Consider the following 17,823-nt stretch of genomic DNA (forward strand, 5'->3'; position numbering starts at 1 on the left):
CCTTAGCCCATCAGGTTCAGAATGCTGGAGAAGGTGGTTTGCGCCACCTGTATCACCTTGCTGCACGCCTGATAGGACTGTTGGTACTTGATCAGATTGGCCGCCTCCTGATCCAGGCTCACCCCGGAAACATTGGACAGGCTTTCCGTGGTCTGCTTCAAAGTATTCTGCATGGCCGCGGACTGCAATTGCGCGGTATTGGTCTGGTTGCCCACCGAGGCCACCAACGTCGAATAATACGAACCGTAAGATTGATTGCCCATCAGCTTGAGGTTCTGCTGCGCCAGCAGCTCGCGCAAATTGGTGTTGTCGCCCGGCGGCGGCTTGGTCCCTGCCGGGGCCGGCCCCACGGTAAAGGTCTGGCCGTTGATCGGCGCGCCGGACAGCTGAAAGCTGACGCCCACGTCCACCGGCGGCACCGCCGTGGTCTGCAGTTTGAAACTATTGCTGGCGCCGCCGCCCACCGGCACCACATTGTAAGGTCCGCCGCCGTTGGGGCCGGCGATGGTGGCCGTCATCGTCGCCGGGGTGCCCGCGGCGGTGATGGTCATCCCGGTCATGCCGATGGACGGATGCGTGCCGGTGCCGGGAAAGACCGGCGGCACACTGTTGATGCTGCCCGCGTAACCGCCCGGCAAGGTGGCCCACACGCCGCTCATGGTGACGCCGTTGCCGCCGGCGCCGCCGGTGGACACCATATTGGACGCGGTGGCCAGTTTATTGGGATCGCCCATCAGCACTTGCAGATTGCTGGCCGCATTCTGCGGATTGGAGGCGTAGCTGCTCAGATCGTTGAAGATGGGCAGGCCGGCGGCGCCGGTATTGTCCACGCCCAGTTGGTTCTGATAATTGATCGAAGCGGAAAAGTTGATCGCCATCGTGCCCAGCTGTTGCCGGGCCTGCAACAAAGGGCCGTCGCGGAAGTTCAGCAAACCGCCCAGTTGGCCGCCGGACATCAGATTGTTCGGAATCGCCGTCACCGTGCCGTTGGGATTGTTGAACACCAATTGCAAGGTGGTGGGATCGCTGGGCAGCGGCTGGGTGGCCAGGGTATTGGTCTGACCGCCGGTCACCAGGGTCTGGCCGTTGCCGACGTATACCGAGTAAGTGCCGTCCGCCTGCGGCACGGCCTTGGCGCTGACCAGCTTGTTCAATTCCAGCATGGCCTGATCGCGCTGGTCCATCAGCGTATTGGGCTGCGCGCTCAGCTGATTGCCGCCGGTCAAGGCGGCGATTTCGGTGTTGAGGCTGGCGATCTGCGAGGCCAGCGAGTTGATGCTGTCCACCGTGCTCTTGATCTGGCCGTTGGCGCCGGACTGCAGTTGCTGCAGTTGGCCGTCGACGGTAGCGAACTTGGTGCTCAGCGCCTGGGCCATATTGAGCACGGTCTGCCGGCTGGGAATGGCGTCAGGCTGCTGCGACAGCGTCTGCATCGCGCCGAAGAAATCCTGCAAGGCGGGCAGAATGGACACGTCGGTCGACGCCATCAGATTGTTGATCTGATTCAGCTGCTTGACCTGGGTGCTGTAATAGCTGCTGTTGGTCTGCGCGGTCTGCACCTGGCCGGACAGGAATTTGTCATAGGTGCGCAGCACATTGGTGACGTCCACGCCCTGCCCCAGGAAGCCGAAGCCCTGATATTGCGGCGTGCGGCCGGCCTGGGTGATGTATTGAACGTTGTACCCCGGCGTGGAGACGTTGGCGATGTTGTTGCCGGTTACCGACAAAGCCGTTTGAGCCGCATTCAGTCCGCTCACGCCGATCGAGAAAATATTGGAGCTCATGATTTACCTCTCTTTGCCTTATCGGCCCGGCGCGCCAAAACTTGACCCTGAAGTGCAAGCTCGGCCGCCGCTGCCTTGTCCTTAACTGCGCGTGGTTTGCTGCGCCAAAGTCGCCGCCACGTCCACCAGCTTGCGCGCGTAGCGCGGATCGGTGGCGTAGCCGCCGGATTGCAGCGCATGCGCGAAGCCGTACATATTCTGCCCCTGGTTCAGCGCGCTCTTGTAGCGCGGCGAATCCTTCAACAAACGGGCGTAGTCGCTGAAGGCCTCGGAATAAGAACCGTAGGCGCGGAATTTCTCCACCCGCTTCTGCGCGACGCCGCCCTCGTATTCGGTGGTCATCACGCTGACCGTGCGTCCCTGCCAATCGCCGCTGGCCTTGATGCCGAACAGATTATGGCTGTTGCTGCCGTCCGGATGGCGGATCGCCCGCTTGCCCCAGCCGCTTTCCAGCGCCGCGTGCGCGACCACGGCTTCCGGCGCCACGCCCAGCTGGGCCGCGGCCGTGCGGGCATGCGGCAGCATTTCGGCGGCGAAGTCGCGGCTGCCGCCCTTGCCGGCCGCCTCGGCCTTGGTCTGAGCCGCCGGAGCCGTCAAGCTCAACACCGCGCCGGCGGTCTGCTGCGCTTCCTGGTAGGCCTGCAGGGCCTTGGCGCCGCCGGCCGGACGCGCGGCCAATTGCGGGCCGGGAGCGGCGTAAATCGTGCGCGCGCTCTTGTCGTCCGGATCGAAGTTCGACTGCTTGGCGATCTGGCGATACAACATATCGCCCAGCCCCAGGCCGCCGTTGGAGCTCAAAGCCTGGGTCAGTTGCTGATCGTACAGGCCTTGGTAGGTGCTCAAATCGTTGGATTCGCCTTCCGGGTCGAACTTGGTCTCGCGCATGCTCTTGAGCAAGGTGCTCATCAACAAGGCCTCGAACTGCGACGCCGCCTGTCTCGCCGCGCCCTTGGGGTCCTTGATCGCCTGCGCCCGCAGCTCGTTCAGCTGGTTCGGATCCACGGCCAGCTGCCGGTTTAGCAAATCGTTGGCGCTCACGGCGCCGGCATTGATGGACTGAATCGTCATTTCTCGCTCCTGGAATCCAGCTAATAGCAAGATTCGGGCCAGGAATAAAAAGACGGCCGCGCGGCCGTCTTTTTGTTCGCCGCCCTGGCGGCGCTCAGATAATCTGCAGATCCGCTTTCAACGCGCCGGCGGATTTCATCGCCTGCAAGATGGAAATCAGATCCTGAGCGTTGGCGCCCAGCGCGTTCAACGCCGCCACCACCCGCGACAGATTGGCGCCGTTGGGCAGGCTGATCAGCTTGCTGCCCGGGGTGTTGATGCTGATGTCGGCCTGGTTGGTCACCGTGGTCTTGCCGCCGGACAGCGGGTTGGGCTGGCTCACTTGCGGCGTGTTGCTGACGGTCACCGTCAAGTTGCCGTGCGACACCGCGCACGGCGCCAGGGTCACCGCCTGATTCATCACGATGGAGCCGGTGCGGGCGTTGATGATGACGGTGGGGGAAACATCTGCCGGGTCGACGGCAATATTTTCCATCTTGGACAGAAACTGCACGCGCTGGTCCGGATCGAACGGCGCGCGCACTTCGATCAGCCTGCCGTCCACCGCGCGCGCGGTGCCCTGGCCGAACGATTTGTTGATCGCCTGCACAACGCGGTTGGCGGTGGTGAAATCGGACTCGCGCAGTTCCAGATTGACGAATTCGCCGGACCCCAGCGCGGTGGGCACTTCGCGCTCCACCGTGGCGCCGGCCGGAATGCGGCCCACGCTGAGCTGATTGATCTGGGCGGAGCTGCCGCCCGCGGAGGCGCCGGCGCCGCCGACGACCACATTGCCCTGCGCCATCGCGTAAATCTGCCCGTCCGCGCCCTTCAGCGGAGACAGCAGCAAGGTGCCGCCGCGCAGGCTTTTGGCGTCGCCGATAGACGAGGCCGTCACGTCTATCGCCTGCCCCTGCCGCGCGAACGGCGGCAAGGTCGCGGTCAGCGTGACCGCGGCGATGTTCTTGGGGTCGAGCTTGGTGCCCGGAGGCACTTGCACGCCCAGCTGATTCAGCATATTGGACATCGCCTGGCCGGTGAAGGGCGAGGAGGTAACCTTGTCGCCGCTGCCGTCCAGGCCCACCACCAGACCATAGCCTATCAACTGGTTGGGACGTACCCCGCCGACATTGGTCAGATCCTTCAAACGCTGCGCCGCCATGGCCGGAAACACGGCCAGCGCCAGCAGCATCGCTAACATCAATCGCTTCATTTTCGCCCGCTTTCAGCCCGCCGCGCCCGCCAGATGGCCGCGCCCGGGCCGGTAATCCGTTAAATCGGCAATATACTCATGAAAAACTTGGCCAGCCAACCCGGCTCATTGTACAGCCGGTGCGTCCCCTTGGTCTGCTGCTCGATGCGGGCGTCCGCCACCTTGAGCGAAGACACGCTGCGGTCCGCGCCGATATCGCGCGGATTGATCACGCCGGACAGGCGGATCGATTCGGTGTCGCTGTTCACCCTCACGACTTTCTCGCCGCTGACCGACAGATTGCCGTTGGGCAACACCTCCAGCACCGTGACGGTGATGGAGCTGACGAAGGAGGTGGCCACCTTGTTGTCGCCCTTGCCGGTATTGTTGGCCGAACCCGAGCCGCCGAAATTGGCGCCGGCCAAACCGCCGGCGGCGCCGCTGGGCAGGAAGGGAATCTTGATGCCGGCGTTGATGCTGCTGTTCAGGCCCGAGGTGCGGGTATTGGTGGTCTGCTCGGAAGCCGAGGTCGACGAGTTTTCCTGGATGTTCACGGTCAGGGTGTCGCCGACATAAGCGGGCATCCGGTCCTGAAACAGCGGCCGGTAGCTGGCCGCCTGGAAAATCGAGCCGTTGCTGGGCATGCTGACCGGCTGCGGTTGCGGACGCGCGCTGGTCGGCTGCTGCACCAGCGGCGGCTCCTGGGTCACGCAAGCGCTCAATAGTGCGGCCAACATCGCCGCCATCGCCATCGCCTTCATCAAACACCTCGTCAATTCAAATCCGGATCGGCCGCCTCAGCCGGCGGCCCGTTCTTGCTTACAGCTGGCTCAGTTTCTGCAGCATCTGGTCCGCGGTGGTGATCGCGCGCGAGTTCATCTCGAAAGCGCGCTGCGCGGTGATCATATTGACCAGTTCCTCGGTGACGTTGACGTTGGACGCTTCCACGAAGCCGGAACGCACCGCGCCGCGGGTATCGGTCTGCGGATCGCCGTCCTGCGGATCGCCGGAGGACGCGGATTGCAGATACAGGTTATTGCCCACGCTCTCCAGACCCTGCGGGTTGATGAAGGTGGTCAGCTGTATGGTGCCCGCGGTTTGCGCCGCTGGATTATTGGGCAAGAAGTACTGCACCACGCCGGCGGAGGACACCGTGATCTGGTTGGCGGTGCCGGGAATATTGATATTGGGGTTCAGCGGATAACCGTCCGGATTCACCACGTCGCCGTTGGCGTTGCGCTTGAACTCGCCGTTGCGGGTATAGGAGGTGGTCCCGTCCGGCAATTGAATGCGGAAGAAGCCCTCGCCGGAGATCGCCATGTCCAGCGGCTGCCCGGTCTGGGTCGTATTGCCCTGGGAGTGGATGCGGGCGGTGGCCACCGCCGCCGAGCCGGTGCCCACCTGCAAGCCGGTGGGCGTGGTGTTGCCGTTGGCCAGCTGCGCGCCGGGCTGGCGCAGGGTCTGGTAATACAAGTCCTCGAAAATGCCCCGGCTGCGCTTGAAGCCGACGGTATTGACGTTGGCCAGGTTGTTGGACACCACGTCCAGTTGGAACTGGCTGGAATCCATGCCGGTCTTGGCGATATACAGTGCGCGCATCATGGCTTGTTTACCTCGTCTCCAGAGCCGCGTTCCCTTACAGGGCCGCCGCGGCTCGCAATCTCATATTATGGTTTAACCGTTGGTGGACAACAGTTGAGCCGCCTGCTGATCGCCTTGTTGCGCGGTTTGCATCAGGCGGACGTTGAGGTCGTACTGGCGGGCGTGGGAAATCATCTGCACCAGGCTTTCCACCGAGTTGACATTGCTGGCCTCCAGCATTTCCGGCACCAGCTTGACGTTGGCGTCGGCGGCCGCGTTGCCGCCGCCGTTAATGCGGAACAGGCCGTCCTCGCCCTTGTACACTTCTTTGGGGCCCGGGTTGACCATCTTGATCTGCCCGACCAGTTGCGGCGTACGCACCGCGCCGGACAGCGGAATCGCCACCACGGAGCCATCCTGACCCAATTGCACGCGGGAGCCGGTCGGCACCACGATGGGACCGCCGTCGCCCATGATGGGCAGGCCGGAGCGGGTGCGCATCATGCCGGTGGCGTCCAGCACATAGCCGCCGTCGCGGGTATAGGCCTCGGCGCCGTCCGGCGCCTGCACCGCGAAGAAACCCTTGGAGCCGATGGCGAAGTCGCTGACGTTGCCGGTGTGCATCAAGCTGCCCTGGCTCAGATCGTGGCCCACGGTGTTGTCCACCACATAGGTCCGCGTCGGCGCGCCCTCGCCCACCACCGGCAAGGCGCGGAAGGCCACCACGTCGGCCTTGAAGCCGTTGGTGTGCACATTGGCCAGATTGTTGGCGGTGGTGGCCTGCTGCCACATCACGTGCTTGGCGCCGTTCATCGCCAGGTAAAGCATTCTATCCATCGCGCGCGCTCAACTCATCAGATGTTCAGCAAGGTCTGCACCAGGGTGTCCTGGGTCTTGATGGTCTGCGCATTGGCCTGGTAATAGCGCTGCGCGGTGATCATATTGACCAGTTCCGCGGTCAGGTCGACGTTGGAATCCTCCACCGCGCCGGCCTGGATGGTGCCGGTATTGCCGGTGCCGGGCGCATTGTAGGAGGCGATGCCGGAATCGTAGGTCTGCGCCCACAGATTGTTGCCCTTGGACTGCAAGCCTTGCGGGTTGATGAAGTTGGCCAAGGCGACCTGGCCTATGGTCTTGGTCTGGCCGTTGGTGAACGTCGCCTGGATGATGCCGGAGGACGAAATATTGATGCCCTTCAGATTGCCGGGCGCGGAGCCGTCTATGGTCGGCGGCGTGGTCACGCCGAAGTTCTGCCCCACCTGGGTGGAGCCGGTGAAGCTGAAGGCCACGGTCTGCGGCACCGCCGAACCGTTGAGCGGGCTGGGGGTGAAGTTGATGTTGAACGGTCCGGGCGTGGTCAACACGCCGGAGGTGTTGAAGGTCAACGAAAAATTATTGCTGTTGGGCGGCGTGTTATTGGCCGGGTTGCCGTCCACATAGGCGGTTGCGGTCCAGGTCCGGCCGGCGGCGGTGGGCGCGCCAGCGACATAGTACATGGTCACCTGGTGCGGGTTGCCCAGCGAGTCGTAAACCGTATTGGTGTTGGACCAGTTGTAGGAGGCCGAATTGGTCGGATCCAGCGGCGTAACGGTCGGCACCGTGCTGCGAGAATCCAGATTGATGCCGAGAGTGGCCTTGGTGGTGGCCTGCGGCGACACCAGGTTGGAGTTCAGCTGTATTTTGCTGACCGGTCCCTGGGTGATGTTGCCTGCCGCGTCCGCCTGCCAGCCCTGCAGGAAATTGCCGTTGTTGACCACGTAACCCTGATTGTTGATCTGGAACTGGCCGTTGCGGGTGTAGGACAAGGTGCCGTCCGGCTGGGCCACGGTGAAGAAGCCGCCGTTGTTGATCGCCAGGTCCAGGCTGCGGCCCGTGGTGGTCACGTTGCCGTTGCTCATGTTCTGCGTCACCGCGGCCACCTTGACGCCGATGCCCGGCGTGGTGGTGGCGATGCCGTACAAGGTGTTGCCGTACATGTCGGCGAACTCGGTGCGCGAACTCTTGAAACCCACGGTGTTGGCGTTGGCCACGTTGTTGCCGATGGTGTCCAGCTGGGTGGAGGCGGCGTTCAAGCCGCTCAAACCTTGTTGAAAGCCCATGATGTCAGTCCTTGAAGTCGAATGAGGTCAGTGGAATCAGGCGGTCATCTGCGCCACATCGCCCAATTGGGCGCGGCTGCCGTCCGGCAGCACCAGTTCGGGAACGCCTTTATCCCACGCCACCGCGGTCACCGTTTGCGTGTTGTAGGCCACGGCCGTGGTGCTGCCGTTGGCGCTGGCCTGGGTCACGTCGGCGCTGAAGCTGTACTTGCCGGCCGGAACCACTTCGCCCTTGTCGTTCTTGCCGTCCCAGCTGAAGGCATTGACGCCGGCCACCGGCTTGTCGATGGTCATGGTGCGAACCACATTGCCGTTGGCGTCCTTGACGTTGACTTTCACCGTTTGCGCCGGCCCGTTCAGCAAGACGCCGGCCGGGGTGGTGCCGCCATCCGGCGGCTTGGGCAGGCTGCTGCCGGCCACCAACACTTTTTTGCCTATCATGCTGGACGCCATCAGCGACTGGGAGGCCGCCTGCGCGCCGATCAAGGCCTGCATGGACTGGTTCAGCTGCTGAATGCCGCCCACCTGGCTGATCTGCGCCATCTGGGCCGTCATCTGGCTGTTGTCCATCGGATTCATCGGGTCCTGGGAACGCATCTGGGCCACGAACAGCTTCAGAAAGGTGTTCTGAATGTCGCTGGCGCTGGAGCCCACCACGCCGGAATTGCTCTTGCTGCCGTTGACGCTGCTGTTCGGATTGGTCTGAGTCTGACTGTTCAACACGTCATAAGGATTTGCGCTAGCCATCGCCTAACTCCTCACTGGCCAAGCTGCAGCACTTTTTGCTGCAGCGTCTTGGCGGTATTCATGATTTCGACATTGTTCTGATAGGCGCGGGAGGCGGCGATCATGTCGGCCATCTCCTCCACCGGATTCACGTTCGGCATCGTCACATAGCCGCGCTGATCGGCCAGCGGATTGCCCGGATCGTACTTGAGCCGCGGCGGGGTCTGGTCTTCGACCACCGCGGTCACGCGCACGCCGGCCACCTGCGGCTGCGCCGCCGTCACCGGAATCGCGGTGAACACCGCGTGACGCCCTTTGTAGGGCTCGCCGGTGGAGCTGGTCGAGCTTTCCGCGTTGGCGATATTGCTGGCCACCAGGCTGAGGCGCATCGATTGCGCCGACATCGCCGAACCGGAAATGGAAAACACATTGGACAAAGACATCAGCTATTGCCTCCCTGGCCCTGGATCGCCGAACTCAGGCCGCTGATCCGCTTGTTCAGAAAAGTCAGCGTCGACTGGAAGCGGACCGCGTTGTCGGCGAAAGCCGCCCGCTCCACATCCATGTCCACGGTGTTGCCGTCCACGCTGGGCTGCACCGCCGCGCGGTATTGCAGCGCGGCGCCGTTGCCCGCGCCGCCGGCCCCGGCAAGGTGGCGGGCATCGGTCAGATTCATCGCCAAGCGACCCTGCGCATCGGTCTGCGCCTGCAAGGCCTTGCCGAAGTCGAAATCCACCGCTTTGTAGTTGGGGGTTTCGTCGTTGGCGATATTGCTGGCCAGCACCTCGGTGCGATAGGCCCGCAAATTCAGCGCTCGCTGCTGAAAGTCGAAATGTTTGGCGATTTTGTCTAGCATGTCAGCCTCCTTGAGGCGACCTTAAAGCAGGAAGCGTGCCAAGCCATGCAGACACGCCAGCGCATTGATTTTTCTAGGCAATCCGTCAAACCCTCGGCCGCAACGGCCCAAACGGCAACAATGAGCGGCAAGATTTGCCGCCTCCGGCCCAAGCGACAGATTTTGCTTGCCGCACCGCGCAATTCGTGCCAAACCAACATAAGAACCATTGAAGACGCGTCCGGAATCGCCGACACTCAGACATTGGCCGGCGCTGGCGGGCGGCTTTGAGAAAATAGAGAAGACAGGCGGGGGAAGAGGCATGCTGGAAGTACAACATTTAATCATCTCGCTGGCGGAACCGTCGCATGTGCAAGCGCAGATCATCAGCAAGGCGCTGGGCGAGATGGGCATCTCCAAAGTGGAGATCCATCCCAACGGCGAAGCGCTGCTCAACCGCGCGCGCGAGTCGCGCCCCGACTTGGTGATCAGCGCCTACTATCTGCCCGACATGACCGGCCAGCAGTTGCTGCAGCAGATGCGCGAAAGCGCCGATCTCAGCGGCATGCCCTTCATTCTGGTCTCAAGCGAAACCAATCCGGAACGGCTGGAGCCCATCCGCCAGGCCGGCAGCCTGGGCATTCTGCCCAAGCCCTTCACCAGCGGCCAACTGGACGAGGTGCTGGCCAACGCGCTGGACTTCATCAATACCGAGAGCCTGGCCATGGAGGTGGACACGGATCTGGCCAACGTCCAGGTGTTGATCGTCGACGACAGCCAGACCTCGCGCCGCCATGTGCGCGCCGTGCTGGAGCGCCTGGGCTTCGAACACTTCACCGAAGCCGCCAGCGGCGCCGACGCGCTGCCCTTGCTGGAAAACGAAAGCTTCCAGCTGATCATCGTCGACTACCACATGCCCGGCATGGACGGCTGCGAGCTGGCGCGCCACATCCGTCAGAACAGCGCTCAGGGGCGAACGCCCATCCTGATGATCACCAGCGAGACCGACCACGACCGGCTGGCCGAGGTGGAGGCGGCCGGCGTCTCGGCCTGCTGCGACAAGCCCTTCTCCACCAACAAGCTCAGAGACACCATACGCGAACTGCTGCAGGAATACTGAGAGCCGACTCCAAGCCGCCGCTCTTATTTCGGCGCCACCCACACCAGGCGCGAATTCGCCTTGGCTTCGCCAAACGCCTGCCGCCGCCAGTAACCCTGGGTCGCGTAAGCCTGCGCGGCGTCCAGCTCGGGAATACGGCAGAAACTCACCTCGCTGAAACCCGCTTTCAGCAATTGGCTGCGGCCGCGCTGCCGGGTCTTGACGCAAGCCGGCGCGCCGGCCTGCTCCACCCATGGCTGCGGCGCGCCCGGCTGCCAGGCCTGCTCCCGCTCCAGTTTAGGCTGGGTCATCATCGCCAGGCCGTTGAGCACCGCGGCCAACAAGGCCTGCCAACGCTCGGCCACCGCCGCGATCTGCGGCGCCAGTTCGCCCGGATAGCTGACCAACAGGGCCTCCACCCCGTCGGACTCGTGCAGCCATTGCGCGGCGTCGCGAGAAAAGCCCTCGCCCACCAGCGTCAGCAGCAAGGCCCTGCGCTCCGCTTGATGCGAGACGAAAGCCCCGCCGCCGCCCGGCACATGTAAAAAGAAGGCGTCGGCCGGCAAGCTCAGCGTATCCGGCAATTGCGAGGGCAGCCGGGTGTGGGCCAAGGCCTGCACCAGGCCGTCGTCCAGATGGGAAATCACGCGGCCATGGCGGGCGAAGCAGCCCCAGGACTCCGCCAAAGCCAGTTCAGCGACAATGGTCTGCTGCCCCACTTCAAACACCTGGGCGGCGCGCTCCAGTTCGCGCTTGATCACTTCCTTCATGTCCTTGCGCGCCGCGGACGGCTGCAAAGCCTGAACATACAGCTGGCTGACGCGCTTGGCCCAAGGACGGGAGGCCGCATAACGCTGCACGGCATACATCATTCCCTACCCCTTTCCTGAAACAAAAAAGGGCGCATTGTAACAAAGCGCCCCCGTCGCCCCAAGCCGCGATCCGGTTTCAGCCGCCGCCCTCCCTTTTGCCCGAGGGGCGGGTACGGCTTTCGGCGATGCCGGAATACAGCCACTGCCGGAAATGATTCAAGGTCATCGGCTTGCCGAAGTAAAAGCCCTGCAAATACTCGAAGCCCTTCACATTCAAATAGCTTTGCTGCCCCTGGGTCTCCACCCCTTTCACGATCACCTGCACCCCCATTTCATTGGAGGACAAGAGCAGGCCGTCCAGAATATTGCCCTTCAGGCTATCCTGCCCCAAGGCGGACACATAGCCTTTTTCAACCTTTAGATAATCAAAGCCCCAGCGGCTCAAATATGTCTTGTCGGCGTAGCCGGCGCCAAAGTCATCCAGCGCCAGCCTCACCCCCATCTGCCGCAAACCATTGATCACCTTCTGCGCGCCGGACGCCTCTTGCAGCGGCGCCCGCTCCGACACCTCCAGCACCAGTTGCGCCTGCTTCTCCCGCAATAGATTGACCAGCGGCCGGCAATCCTCCAGCAATTCGGGCAAGGCCAGATGCTCGGTGGAAATATTGAGCCCCACCATAAAGCCGGGCGGCAGCACGATCTGCTTCAACTCCTCGGCCACCCGCCGCAACATGTAGCGCGTCAGCGACACGATCAAGCCGGCCTCGATCGCCGTCTGGATGAATAGCTCGGAGCGCACATTGCCCTGCACCGGGTGCCGCCAGCGCGCCAGCACTTCCACGCCGACGCATTCGCCGCTGGCCGCGGTGACGATGGGCTGGTAATGGGCGAAGAACTCTTTTTGCCGAATGCCCTCGGAGATTTCCCACCCCGTCGCCCTGCGCCCGCCCGAACCGCGGCGCGCGCCCCAGGCGATGCCGCAGCCCAGCGCCGCGGCCAGCAACAAGGCCAGCCACTGGGTTTTCAGCACCAGCAAGGGCGCCGCTCCCCATTGCGGCGCCACCAACACGCCGATGCGCGCCGGCGCGGACGGCACCCAGGCCACCTCGCCGCCCGCGTCCGGGCCCTGCTCTCTGACCTCGCCGTTGGCGGCCAAGGCCCTCCCTCCGGCCAGCAGGCTCACTTTCACGCCTTCGCGCTCGGCCAGGGCCAATTGCGCGACCAGCGGACCGGCGTCCAGCTCCAGCACTCCGGCCGTATGCGCCAGCCGCAAACCAGGCAACAACTGTCCGCTGCCGGCCGGCAACAGGCTCGCCCCGCCTTCCACGCCGTCCGCCTCCACAACCGCGCCGCGCCGCGATGCGCATAGCAGGCCTCCGGCGCCGCGCGCCTGGGCGAAGCGCACCAGCGAAGTGCGCTGGACCAATTCCGCCAAGGCCTGGGTCTGGGCGCGGCAATCCGGCTCCGGCGGCGGCAGCGTGTCCAATCGCGTCAAGGCGGCGAACGCCGGCGACAATTGCCAAGTGAGCTGGCCGGCGACCAGTTCGGCCTTTTCCCCGGCCAGCGACTGCAAGCGCCACGCCGTCAGCGCCAGCGCCAGGCCCAGAGTCAAGGCCAGGGCCAAGGCGACGCAAACGGCATAGGCCGCGCCAGGGGAGCAGGACATCAACCAGGAGTGAGCCCGGTCCGTGCTTGCGAATCTGTTTTTTCCACTCATTGCCAGCCCTCAACGAAGGTTTCACGCGTGGCCCGTCATCGTTGAAGTGTAGTTAGAAGCCAGCAAATCTCCATAAGCGGACGTCGCTTGGTCCAAGCCTGGCTGTCGGTCGTCTTTGCGGATTCCAACAGTTTTTTTGCAAAATCGCCGCGGCAAGCGGCAAACAATCAAATACTTAGCCGGCATGTTTTGAAAAAACAGTTGTAAACCCGCCTGATTTACCGTATAGTCCGGCCTCTTGTGTTTCCACCGGGCATTCCAAACCACGCCTCAGCCCGAGTGAGATTGCTTCATCGTCCCTGACCATTTCCAGGCTTCGTCCACGCTTATAATGTCGCATCAGACTGGACCGCTGTTCGCCGCTTGTCAGGTTAGTGCCGATGATTTACGGCTTAAAGGCGCCGTATAACCGACCGCCACCAACCTGGCTACAAGTGACGCCGGCAGTTTCCGGCTTGAAAGGACATCATGCATTTTTCCGACCTGGGCATTGCCCCGACCATCCTGCGCGCGCTGGAAGCCGCTGGTTACTCTTCCCCTACCGAAGTACAGGCTCAAGCCGTGCCCGCAGCCATCGCCGGCCGCGACCTGCTGGTTTCCGCCCAAACCGGTAGCGGCAAGACCGCAGCCTTCCTGCTGCCGGCGCTGACCAAGCTGTCCGAGCGCTCCACCGGCAAAGGCCAGGGCCCGCGCGTACTGGTGTTGTGCCCGACCCGCGAACTGGCCCAGCAAGTGGAAAAGAACGCGCTGGAATACGGCAAGGACCTGCGCTGGATGAAAACCGTCTGTCTGGTGGGCGGCTCCTCCTTCGGCTATCAGACCCGCGCGCTGTCGCGTCCGGTTGACCTGATCGTGGCCACTCCCGGCCGTCTGATGGACCACATGCGCTCCGGCCGCATCGACTTCTCCCGCCTGGAAATGCTGGTGCTGGACGAAGCCGACCGCATGCTGGACATGGGCTTCATCGAAGACATCGAGACCATCGTCAAAGCCACTCCGGAAACCCGCCAGACCGTGCTGTTCTCCGCCACGCTGGACGGCACCGTGGGCCGCATGGCCGAGAAGATGACCCGCGATCCGCAACGCATCGAGATCGCCCGCACCGAGACCTCGGGCGGCACCATCGAAGAGCACCTGCTGTACGCGGACGACCTGAACCACAAACACCGTCTGCTGGATCACATCCTGAAAGAGTCCGGCTTCGACCAGTGCGTGATTTTCTCCGCCACCAAAGCCTACTCCGAAGAACTGGCCGACAAGCTGTCCGACCAGGGCTATTCCGCCGCCTGCCTGCACGGCGACATGCCGCAAAGCTGGCGTAACCGTACGCTGAACGATCTGCGTCGCGGCCGCATCAAGATCCTGGTGGCCACTGACGTGGCGGCACGCGGCATCGACGTGCCCACCATCACCCACGTGGTGAACTTCGACCTGCCGAAACAGGCTGAAGACTACGTGCACCGCATCGGCCGCACCGGCCGCGCCGGTCGCGACGGCACCGCCATCACTCTGGCGGAGTCCAAGGAATTCCACAAAGTGCGCCGCATCGAGCAGTACCTGAAGCGTCAGATCACCGAAGGCGTGATCGAAGGCATGGAACCCACCCGTCGCCCGCCGAAAGGCCCGCGTCGCAACACCAGCGGCAAAGGCGGCTACGGTGATCGCCGTCCGGGCAGCGGCGGCGGTCGCGGCGGCTACGGCAATCGTCGCGAAGGCGGCTACCAAGGCCAACGCCGCGAAGGCGGCTATCAGGGCAATCGCGGTCCGCGCAGCACCCAGCAGCAGTAAATCTCAGACGCCCCCGGCAGCGGGGGCCGCTGAAACAGAACGCCATCGGCTTGCCGATGGCGTTTCGCATTTCAAGCGCCGTCCGCCCTTCCACGCAAAGCCAGGGCCAGAAACAGCCAGGCGCCGTGCGGCAGCCATTGCTCGGTCCAGCGCCAGGACTGGCTGATATCGGTCTGTTCCGGGCTCAGGAAGGCGATGCCCTCGTCCGCGCCCGGCGCGGCGGTGATCCCATTGCACACCCCGCCGCAGGCGTTGTAATAGCCCGGCTCATAGCGCGGATTATTACGACCCCAGCCCTGCAGCATGCAAACGTCGAAGGGATTGCGCCCCAGAATCCAGTCCAGCGCGCCCTGCGCGTACTTCAGCATCGCCGCGCGAGCGTCCCCCTCCTCCCTCTCCGCCAAGGCGCAGCTCGCGGCGGCCAGCGACGCCAGCCGCGCGTTCTCTCCCTGCCACCAATAAGCGCTTTCATTGGTTTGCGGCATGAAAAAGCGCGCCGCGCCCTCCTCGCCGTCGCGGGCCACCCATTGCCGCGGATAGGCGAAAGGATTGCCCGCCGCCGCCGTCAGCGCCATTTCGGCCTCCAGCCCCCGCCGGACCGCCTGCCGCGCGGCGCTCGCCAACGGCGAAGCCGGCAACACCGCGGCGAAGCGCAACAAGGCGAGATAGGGCAAGCCGGCGTCGGCGCCATGGAAAAAACTGCGCCGACGCTCCGCGTCCATCCAGAAGCGGCCCGCCTCGTCCTGCCGCGCCAACATCCGCCGCGCGCGGCGGTCGGCGGCGTCGGCGAACACCGGCTCGCCGCTGGCCGCGTACAACTCGCAAGCGGCCAGCAGGGCGCAATAGTCGTCGATGAGGTTTTCGCAGCCGTCGTCCAGATAGCGCGCATTGTATTGCTGCAGATGGGCGAAGCTGCGCCGCGCCGCGGCCAGATAATCGCCTCGGCCGAACTCGCCGTCGCGCGGCAACTCCGCCGCGCGCGCCAGCGCGGCGATCGCCAGGCCGCCGCCCTGGCGGAAGCCGGCTTGAAAACGCCCCGACTTGAGCCCGCGCTGAGTGGAATAGGCGCACAGTTCGCGCTGTTCCGGCGCCTTGCTCCAGCCGTCGAACACCGTCATATAGAAAAACCCCGACGAATGCTGCATCCGCAACAGAAAGTCCGCGCCGTGCAGCGCCTCGTCCACCATGCGCTCGTCGAACCAGCGCGGCTGCGGCGGCAGCGCCTCGCGGCCGGCCATCAGCGCCCAGGCCAGCAAGGGCGTCTGCTGCGGATTCATGAAGTTGGCGTAAGACAGGTGTGACAGGTATTTGGAACAGTCGCCGGAGGCGTCGAACCAGCCGCCGCGCACGTCCCGCCGCGCTTCGCCGCCCCACTCCGGCGCCGCGCGATCCGCCTGGTCGTAAAGGCCGCTGCAGCGCTGCGACTTGAAATAATGCAATAGGTCGGACAACATCTGCCCGCCCAAGCAGCCCGGCCCCACCTCGAACTCATGGCTGATCACCGGCGGCGCGCTGTCCCGCAGCCACAGCCGATAACGGCCCGGCCGCGTCCAGCCGCTGAAATCCGCCTGCCAGTAATGCCACTCCGGCCATCCCTCCGCCATGCCCTGCGGCTGCAAAGGAATTTCGGTCGCGGCGCGCCCCTCGGCATCCAGCAAGACCAGCGCCGTCGGCGCGGCCTGGGCCGGCGCCTGCAACAAGGCCAGCTTGGACGCTTGCGGTTCGAAACCGATGTGGTTCAGCAGAATCTTCATGGCGCGGCCCCCGTTCAATTAAATAAAGCGTTTTGCTTTAATGATGGGCAATATTTACGCGCCGCGATGGCCAGGTCAAGCCAATGACATAAAAAGATCTCGCCGTGACGCCGGCGCGCTGGATCGCCAACCGCTTCTCAAGCTTTGAGCAAGACCTCGTACTGCGGATTGAACTCGTCGAAGATCGGCAGGGCCGCCGCGCCCAGCGCCACCGTGTCGCGGCCGGCTCCGCCCAGCAGCACCCGCGGGCCGCAGCTTTGCCGGATAGACACCGGCAGCGGATGCAGCCGCTGCTCCAGCTGCTCCAGCAAGGCCGGCGGCAGAAAACCGCCGATCACCACCGCCTCGATGTCCAGCAGGCTTTCCAGGATATTGATCGCTTGGCGCAGCGGCGGCGCGGCGGTGGCCAGCCAGCGCTCGATGCCGTAGCAGATCTCCGGCGTCGGCCGCTGCAGGCTGCGGGCCGCCAGCTCCGCGTCGTCGGCCAGGCCCAGCGTTTCGTACAGCGCGCGCAGCGACACATAGCGCTCCAGGCAGCCATGGTTGCCGCAATCGCAGGGCCGTCCGTCCGGCATCACGATCATGTGGCCGATCTCGCCGGCGTTGTGGCGAACGCCCGCGTACAAGCGCCCGTCCAGGAACAAGCCTGCCCCCAGCCCGGCGCCGATGAACAGATAAACGAAGTTGCGCAGCGCGGCGGCGCGGCCGTACAACCGCTCGCCGATGGCGGCCGCGGTGGCGTCTTTTTCCAGCAGGACAGGCAGATCCAGCCTGCGCTCCAGCTGCGCCGCCGCGTCCACCCCCTCCCAGCCCGGCAAGGTGGTGGGGCCGACCGAACTCATGCCCTCGACGCCGAAAGGGCCCGGCATCACCAGACCCAGGCCCAGCACCCGCCCCCAGTCTATGCCCGACTCGGCGCGCAGCCGGCCCACCACCTCTTCGATCAAGGGCAAGGCCAGTTGCGGATCCGGCCGCCTCACCGGCGCCTCCACTCGCGCGCGGCATTGACCGGCCAAGTCCACCGCCACCGCGATCAGCGACTGGGTGTCCAGCTGAATGCCCAGCGAGTAGGCCCCGTCCGGGTTGATGCTCAAGGGTATCGCCGGCTGGCCGCGCGCGCCCTCCCGCATCGGCTCTCCGGCCAACAGCATGCCGCCGTCCAGCAATTCCGCCGCGATATTGGACACCGTCTGCGGCGTCAAGGCGGTCAGGCGGGCGATTTCGGCGCGGGTCAGCTGCCCGTTCAGGCGTATGGTCTCGATCACCGCGCGACGGTTGTGCGCGCGGGCGTGCTCCAGATTGGTCCCCGCCACCGTGCGCGGGTCCTGGCCTGCAGGAATGGATTTCATGCCGGCAGTATGGCGAGCCGGCCCCGGGCGGACAAGCGCG

16 protein-coding genes are annotated in these 17,823 nt (G+C 64.3%); 2 read left to right on the forward strand and 14 right to left on the reverse strand.

Going from position 1 to position 17,823, the window contains the following annotated elements; translation table 11 throughout:
- Window positions 1-2: 2 nt before the first annotated feature.
- The 10 genes from flgK to flgB all read right to left on the reverse strand — a co-directional run bounded on the left by flgK (window position 3) and on the right by flgB (window position 9,285).
- On the reverse strand, window positions 3-1,784 hold the full coding sequence (gene flgK / locus DB032_RS11505) for a flagellar hook-associated protein FlgK (protein WP_107799616.1): 1,782 nt from the start codon (window positions 1,782-1,784) through the stop codon (window positions 3-5).
- 81 nt (window positions 1,785-1,865) lie between these two features.
- Window positions 1,866-2,852: a flagellar assembly peptidoglycan hydrolase FlgJ gene (gene flgJ, locus DB032_RS11510; RefSeq protein ID WP_107799617.1), complete on the reverse strand. Its 987-nt coding sequence runs from the start codon at window positions 2,850-2,852 to the stop codon at window positions 1,866-1,868.
- A 94-nt stretch (window positions 2,853-2,946) separates the two neighbouring features.
- A complete protein-coding gene (locus tag DB032_RS11515) occupies window positions 2,947-4,023 on the reverse strand; it encodes a flagellar basal body P-ring protein FlgI (RefSeq protein ID WP_370445216.1) in 1,077 nt (358 codons plus the stop codon).
- An 80-nt stretch (window positions 4,024-4,103) separates the two neighbouring features.
- Window positions 4,104-4,784: a flagellar basal body L-ring protein FlgH gene (locus DB032_RS11520; RefSeq protein WP_107799619.1), complete on the reverse strand. Its 681-nt coding sequence runs from the start codon at window positions 4,782-4,784 to the stop codon at window positions 4,104-4,106.
- A 58-nt stretch (window positions 4,785-4,842) separates the two neighbouring features.
- The gene (gene flgG, locus DB032_RS11525) at window positions 4,843-5,625 is read right to left on the reverse strand and encodes a flagellar basal-body rod protein FlgG (protein ID WP_107799620.1); all 783 of its coding nucleotides are present in this window, start codon (window positions 5,623-5,625) and stop codon (window positions 4,843-4,845) included.
- Window positions 5,626-5,697: 72 nt separating this feature from the next.
- Window positions 5,698-6,441: a flagellar basal body rod protein FlgF gene (locus tag DB032_RS11530; RefSeq protein WP_107799621.1), complete on the reverse strand. Its 744-nt coding sequence runs from the start codon at window positions 6,439-6,441 to the stop codon at window positions 5,698-5,700.
- A 17-nt stretch (window positions 6,442-6,458) separates the two neighbouring features.
- The gene (gene flgE / locus DB032_RS11535; RefSeq protein ID WP_081546719.1) at window positions 6,459-7,703 is read right to left on the reverse strand and encodes a flagellar hook protein FlgE; all 1,245 of its coding nucleotides are present in this window, start codon (window positions 7,701-7,703) and stop codon (window positions 6,459-6,461) included.
- 36 nt (window positions 7,704-7,739) lie between these two features.
- The gene (locus DB032_RS11540; protein WP_107799622.1) at window positions 7,740-8,450 is read right to left on the reverse strand and encodes a flagellar hook assembly protein FlgD; all 711 of its coding nucleotides are present in this window, start codon (window positions 8,448-8,450) and stop codon (window positions 7,740-7,742) included.
- Between the two features lie 11 nt (window positions 8,451-8,461).
- A complete protein-coding gene (flgC, locus tag DB032_RS11545) occupies window positions 8,462-8,872 on the reverse strand; it encodes a flagellar basal body rod protein FlgC (RefSeq protein ID WP_019102824.1) in 411 nt (136 codons plus the stop codon).
- Complete coding sequence (flgB, locus tag DB032_RS11550) at window positions 8,872-9,285, reverse strand: flagellar basal body rod protein FlgB (RefSeq protein ID WP_019102825.1); 414 nt, start codon at window positions 9,283-9,285, stop codon at window positions 8,872-8,874. Before flgB ends, flgC begins: the two co-directional genes overlap by 1 nt.
- A 301-nt stretch (window positions 9,286-9,586) precedes the next feature.
- On the opposite strand from flgB, the gene DB032_RS11555 reads away from it, so the two are divergent.
- Window positions 9,587-10,384: a response regulator gene (locus DB032_RS11555; RefSeq protein ID WP_107799623.1), complete on the forward strand. Its 798-nt coding sequence runs from the start codon at window positions 9,587-9,589 to the stop codon at window positions 10,382-10,384.
- 23 nt (window positions 10,385-10,407) lie between these two features.
- Here the strand turns inward: DB032_RS11555 and DB032_RS11560 are convergent, their stop codons facing one another.
- Entirely contained in the window at window positions 10,408-11,235 is an 828-nt protein-coding gene (locus tag DB032_RS11560) for a hypothetical protein (RefSeq protein ID WP_107799624.1), read from the reverse strand.
- A gap of 76 nt (window positions 11,236-11,311) precedes the next feature.
- Window positions 11,312-12,841 carry an EAL domain-containing protein gene (locus DB032_RS24415; RefSeq protein WP_107799625.1) on the reverse strand — a complete coding sequence of 510 codons (1,530 nt, stop codon included), beginning with the start codon at window positions 12,839-12,841 and terminating at the stop codon, window positions 11,312-11,314.
- 519 nt (window positions 12,842-13,360) lie between these two features.
- Here DB032_RS24415 and DB032_RS11570 point away from each other — a divergent pair.
- Window positions 13,361-14,680 (forward strand): DEAD/DEAH box helicase, encoded by a 1,320-nt coding sequence (locus DB032_RS11570; RefSeq protein ID WP_107799626.1) that lies wholly within the window; start codon window positions 13,361-13,363, stop codon window positions 14,678-14,680.
- A gap of 71 nt (window positions 14,681-14,751) precedes the next feature.
- Here the strand turns inward: DB032_RS11570 and DB032_RS11575 are convergent, their stop codons facing one another.
- The gene (locus tag DB032_RS11575; protein WP_107799627.1) at window positions 14,752-16,434 is read right to left on the reverse strand and encodes a glycoside hydrolase family 9 protein; all 1,683 of its coding nucleotides are present in this window, start codon (window positions 16,432-16,434) and stop codon (window positions 14,752-14,754) included.
- Between the two features lie 137 nt (window positions 16,435-16,571).
- Complete coding sequence (locus DB032_RS11580; RefSeq protein WP_107799628.1) at window positions 16,572-17,783, reverse strand: ROK family transcriptional regulator; 1,212 nt, start codon at window positions 17,781-17,783, stop codon at window positions 16,572-16,574.
- Window positions 17,784-17,823: the final 40 nt, after the last annotated feature.

Source organism: Chromobacterium sp. Panama, assembly GCF_003052555.1.
Taxonomy (GTDB): Bacteria; Pseudomonadota; Gammaproteobacteria; order Burkholderiales; family Chromobacteriaceae; genus Chromobacterium.